Genomic DNA, 4,679 nt, shown 5'->3' with positions numbered 1-4,679 from the left:
CGTACCCTGCAGTTGACGGTACTGTGGTTCGCCTTTTTCACCTTCCTTTGCGGCTTTGCGCAAAACTACGAACAATTGCTGATCGCCCGTACCCTGATGGGTTTCGGCTTTGGCGGTGAGTGGACCGCCGGTGCGGTGCTGATCGGCGAAGTCATCCGTGCCCAGGACCGCGGCAAGGCGGTCGGGATGGTGCAGTCCGGCTGGGCGCTTGGCTGGGGCCTTACCGCCATCCTCTATGCGCTGCTGTTCTCCTGGCTGCCGGCCGAGCAGGCCTGGCGTGCACTGTTCCTGCTGGGATTGGTGCCGGCGATCTTCGTCATCTTCGTTCGCCGGCTGGTCAAAGACCCGGAGGTGTACCGCGAGGCCAAGGCGGTGGAAAACGCCGAGGCACCTTCGCACTTCTACGAAATTTTCGCCCCCGGCATGCTGTGGACCACCGTGCGTGCGTCGCTGCTGACCACCGGCGCGCTGGGCGGCTACTACGCCATCACCTCGTGGCTGCCTACCTTCCTCAAGAACGAGCGCGGCCTGAGCGTGCTGGGCACGGGCGGCTACCTGGCCATGGTGATCGTCGGCTCGTACATCGGCTATGTGGTCAGCGCTTATCTGTCCGACCTGCTGGGGCGCAAGAAGAATTTCATCCTGTTTGCCGTGGGCTCGTTCGTCATCGTGCTGCTGTACACGCAGATGGCAGTCAGCGATGGGGTCATGCTGTGGCTGGGTTTCCCGCTGGGCTTCTTCGCCTCGGGGATCTTCAGCGGCATGGGGGCGTTCCTGACTGAACTGTTCCCCACCCGCATTCGCGGTTCGGGGCAGGGCTTCTGCTACAACATCGGCAAGGTCATCGCGGCACTGTTCCCGCTGATGATCGGCATGCTGGGCCAGAAAGTCCCGTTGGGCCTGGGCATTGGCGTGTTCTCGGCCGTGTCCTACGGCGTGGTGATCGTGGCCGCGCTGAGCTTGCCGGAAACACGCGGCAAACAGCTGCAGGCGCGGTAAGGTAGGCATATGGACAACAAAAACAACGGAGGCCGCGCGGTGGAACGCCTGCTACTCAATTGCGACATGGGCGAGAGTTTCGGCAGCTGGCGCATGGGCCTGGATGCCGAAGTGATGCCTTACATCGATTGCGCCAACATCGCCTGCGGCTACCACGCCGGCGACCCAGGCATCATGCGCCGCACCGTCGCCCTGGCGCTGGAGCATGGGGTGCGCATCGGTGCGCACCCGGCCTACCCGGACCTGGCCGGTTTCGGCCGCCGCTCCATGGCCTGCAGCAACGAGGAAATCCGCGACATGCTGCACTATCAGATCGGCGCCCTGGACGGCATCTGCAAGGTGCAGGGCGGCCGCGTAACCTATGTGAAACCCCATGGCGCGTTGTACAACGACATGATGGCCGACCCGCTCAAGCTGCGTACCGTGCTGGAGGCCGTGGCGGCCTACGACAGCACCTTGCCGCTGATGCTCATGGCCACGGCCGACAACCGCGCGGCCCAGGCCTTGGGCGACGAGATCGGCGTGCCACTGTGGTTCGAGGCCTTCGCCGACCGCGCCTACACCGCCAGTGGTCACCTGCGGTCGCGGCGCCTGCCTGGTGCTGTACACCACGACCCGGCGCTTGTGGTGGAGCAGGCCGTGCGCCTGGCCCGGGGCGACACGCTGGTGGCGGACGACGGCAGTGCACTGAAGCTGGTGGCCAGCACCCTGTGCGTGCATGGCGACAACGACAGTTCGGTGGCGGCTGTGCGGCAGATTCGCCTGGCTCTCGATGCACTGGAGCCACGATGAACCCACGCGTTGAAGTAGTGGCCTTCGATAGCCTGATGGTGCGCCTGTTCGAGCGTATCGACGAGGCCAACATGCCCTGGATGCTTGCCGCCAGCCAACGCTTGAGCGTGGCGTTCGGTGAACATTTGCTGGATCTGGTGCCGTCCTATACCACGCTGATGGTGCAATTCGACCTGCCGCCGGGCGAGGCGAGGGCATTGATCAAGCAAGCGCTGGACGGTTTGCGGCCAGACGCCGGCAGTGGCGGTCGCCGTCACGAAATCCCAGTGTGGTACCACGCCAGTGTCGGCCCTGAGCTTCCCGTGCTGGCAGCCCGCAGCGGCCTGAGCGAAGCCGAGGTGATCCGCTTGCACAGCGAGCGTGATTATCCGGTGTTCGCCCTGGGCTTCGCCCCGGGTTTCGGCTTCATGGGCCTGGTCGACGAACGCCTGGCCAGCCCGCGCCTGAGCACCCCACGCAAGCGAGTGGCGGCGGGCAGTGTCGGCATTGCCGAACGCCAGACAGCAGCCTATCCGGCGGTGTCGCCAGGCGGCTGGAACCTGATCGGGCGCACGCCCGTGCGCCTTTTCGACCGCGAACGTGAGGGCTACAGCCTGCTGCAGCCGGGGGACCGGGTGCGCTTTGTGGCGGTATCGAAGGCCGATTTCGTCGCCTTGGGCGGCGATGTGGAGGCGCAGGCATGAAGCAGTTGAGGATCGAAACCAGCACCGCGTTGTGCCAGTTGCAGGACGCCGGGCGCTTTGGCGTGCGCCACCTGGGCGTGACCCAGGGCGGGGCGCTGGACTGGGTGGCGATGCACTGGGCCAACTGGCTGCTGGGCAACCCGTTGGGAGCACCGGTGGTCGAGGTGACGCTGGGTGGTTTCTGCGTGGTGGCCGAACAGGATTGCGTGCTGGCGCTGGCCGGTGCCGATCTGGATGCACGGGTCGAAGAGCAGCCGATCGCACCCTGGCGCAGCTTTGCCTTGGCCAAGGGGCAGCGTTTGACCCTGAAACAGCCGAAACGGGGTGTGCGTGCGTACCTGGCGGCGCCTGGCGGGTTCCAGGGCGAGGCGGTGCTGGGCAGTTGTGCCACCGTTGTGCGGGAGCAGCTGGGCGGGGTTGATGGTCAAGGTTCGGCGCTTGGCGAAGGCCAGGTGCTGGCGTTCGCAGATGCCGCGGTCAGCCTGCGCGAGGTGCCTGAGGCGCTGCGCCCGCGTCATCAGCCCAAGCCTGTGCTCGACCTGGTGATGGGCGCGCAGATCGGCGATTTCAGCGGTACCAGCCTGTTCGAAGCGTTCAACCGCGAGTGGACGCTGGACAGCCGCGCCGACCGCATGGGCATTCGCTTGCTGGGGCCGCAGTTGGTCTACCAAGGGGCGCCGATGATTTCCGAAGGCATTCCGCTGGGGGCGGTGCAGGTGCCGCCGGATGGGCAGCCGATCGTGTTGCTTAATGACCGGCAGACCATTGGCGGCTACCCGCGGCTGGGGGCGTTGACGCCGCTGGCATTGGCGCAGCTCGCGCAGTGCATGCCGGGGGCTGCAGTGCGGTTCAGGCCCGTGGTGCAGGACGAGGCTTGGCACAAGCAGAAGGTATACCTGGACCGTTGGTTGTAAGGCCGCTGGTCCTTTCGCGGGCGTGCCCGCGACAAGGCCCGAACAGGCATTCAATAAACGTCAAAAAACATGAGACTGGTAATTTTGCTAGTTGACCGCTGACGGATCAGGGCTATCTTGTTCGATGGAAGTTTCCAAGTTTGCCTTCAAGTCTACTTGGCTTTGTTGCTACAAGATTTACCGAGGGCATATGAATTATACGGCGTACGGGTTTTCCTCATCAAAATTGATGGAGTTATCCATCCTCGGGTATGATGGCGAGCGCATGGATAATATTTCGCGATGCTATCCGCTCGGCGCCGGGCTGCGCTATTACAGCCCGGCCTTGATGAGATTTACATCTTTGGACTTCCTCAGCCCTTTTAGCGCTGGAGGAATCAACGGTTACGCGTATTGTGGCGGTGATCCCGTCAACTACAGTGACCCGGCAGGGAAGGCTCCTGTGCCTATTCGCATGGTGACGGGAAGGTCCCGCAGCCTTAAGCTCACTTGGAATGAGACAAGGGTTAAAATTAATAAATCCTCCCCGTCTGAACTAGTGAAGCTTGTAAAGCGTTCTCCTGATTTTGTGCTGCATATTGAAGCGACGGAGGCGGCAAATGTGCTTAATCATATTGAAGCGTTGAGGTTTAATCCGCGAGCAGAGACGCCGCTGGGATTATTCTCCTTTTCTCGACAAGTATTTGAAGATGCGCGCTCGCTGCTAATTGGTATGTATTCCAAAATTGAGTCGCACGTGCAAGCGCCTTCGCCACAGCAAAGGTGGCGTCTGGAGTGGCAGCTATACACTTGGAGGAATATGATTCAATTTGAGAATGAGCACGCTCAAATTCGTATCAACTCGATTGCTAGAAAGTTGCTTGCTCCCCTACAGGAAGACATTCGATCGTGGCGTGGTCAGTGATTGCGATAAAAATCAGGCCGCTTCGCTGTCAACAATTGAACTCTGCGGGCGCTTACGATTACCAGTTCGTATGCAGCCCGTAGGTACGTCACTTGGAAAGATACCGCATCCCTTCCTCCAACCCCTGCAAGGTCAGCGGATACATCTTGTCCTCGATCAAATCACGCACCAGGTGGGTGGAGGCGGTGTAGTCCCAGGCCTGTTTCGGATACGGGTTGATCCAGATGATTTTCCTGAATTTCTCCATGAACCGCTGGATCCACACATACCCGGCCTCTTCATTCCAGTGCTCCACGCTGCCACCCGGCTGGGTGATTTCGTACGGGGCCATGGCCGCATCGCCGACGAAGATCACTTTGTAGTCGTCGCCGTACTTGTGCAGCAGGT

At 61.7% G+C, this 4,679-nt stretch carries 5 protein-coding genes and 1 pseudogene; 5 read left to right on the top strand and 1 reads right to left on the bottom strand.

The window, feature by feature from the left end; translation table 11 throughout:
• The 5 genes from HP546_RS26170 to HP546_RS26150 all read left to right on the top strand — a co-directional run.
• Window positions 1–999 (top strand): MFS transporter (locus HP546_RS26170; RefSeq protein ID WP_172231513.1); only part of this gene is annotated, 999 nt, incomplete at its 5' end.
• Between the two features lie 9 nt (window positions 1,000–1,008).
• On the top strand, window positions 1,009–1,791 hold the full coding sequence (locus tag HP546_RS26165; protein ID WP_172231510.1) for a 5-oxoprolinase subunit PxpA: 783 nt from the start codon (window positions 1,009–1,011) through the stop codon (window positions 1,789–1,791).
• The gene (gene pxpB, locus HP546_RS26160) at window positions 1,788–2,474 is read left to right on the top strand and encodes a 5-oxoprolinase subunit PxpB (protein WP_172231507.1); all 687 of its coding nucleotides are present in this window, start codon (window positions 1,788–1,790) and stop codon (window positions 2,472–2,474) included. Before HP546_RS26165 ends, pxpB begins: the two co-directional genes overlap by 4 nt.
• Window positions 2,471–3,388 carry a biotin-dependent carboxyltransferase family protein gene (locus tag HP546_RS26155; protein WP_172231504.1) on the top strand — a complete coding sequence of 306 codons (918 nt, stop codon included), beginning with the start codon at window positions 2,471–2,473 and terminating at the stop codon, window positions 3,386–3,388. The genes pxpB and HP546_RS26155 overlap by 4 nt, the downstream gene beginning before the upstream one ends.
• Before the next feature lie 124 nt (window positions 3,389–3,512).
• Window positions 3,513–4,292, top strand: coding sequence for an RHS repeat-associated core domain-containing protein (locus tag HP546_RS26150; protein ID WP_256678539.1), 780 nt, complete (start codon window positions 3,513–3,515; stop codon window positions 4,290–4,292).
• An 88-nt stretch (window positions 4,293–4,380) separates the two neighbouring features.
• On the opposite strand, the pseudogene HP546_RS26145 reads toward HP546_RS26150, so the two are convergent.
• Window positions 4,381–4,679, bottom strand: a pseudogene (locus HP546_RS26145) (hypothetical protein); the annotation flags it as partial.

The sequence above is a fragment of the Pseudomonas sp. CM25 genome (assembly GCF_013179705.1).
Classification (GTDB): domain Bacteria; phylum Pseudomonadota; class Gammaproteobacteria; order Pseudomonadales; family Pseudomonadaceae; genus Aquipseudomonas.
The sequence above is the reverse complement of the archived record's forward strand: the minus strand, read 5'-3'. Positions and strand labels throughout refer to the sequence as shown.

Excerpts from the sequence above, each read along its gene's own strand:
- HP546_RS26165 (WP_172231510.1), top strand. The coding sequence starts at position 1,009 with ATGGACAACAAAAACAACGGAGGCCGCGCGGTGGAACGCCTGCTACTC.
- pxpB (WP_172231507.1), top strand. The coding sequence starts at position 1,788 with ATGAACCCACGCGTTGAAGTAGTGGCCTTCGATAGCCTGATGGTGCGC.
- HP546_RS26155 (WP_172231504.1), top strand. The coding sequence starts at position 2,471 with ATGAAGCAGTTGAGGATCGAAACCAGCACCGCGTTGTGCCAGTTGCAG.
- HP546_RS26150 (WP_256678539.1), top strand. The coding sequence starts at position 3,513 with ATGGAAGTTTCCAAGTTTGCCTTCAAGTCTACTTGGCTTTGTTGCTAC.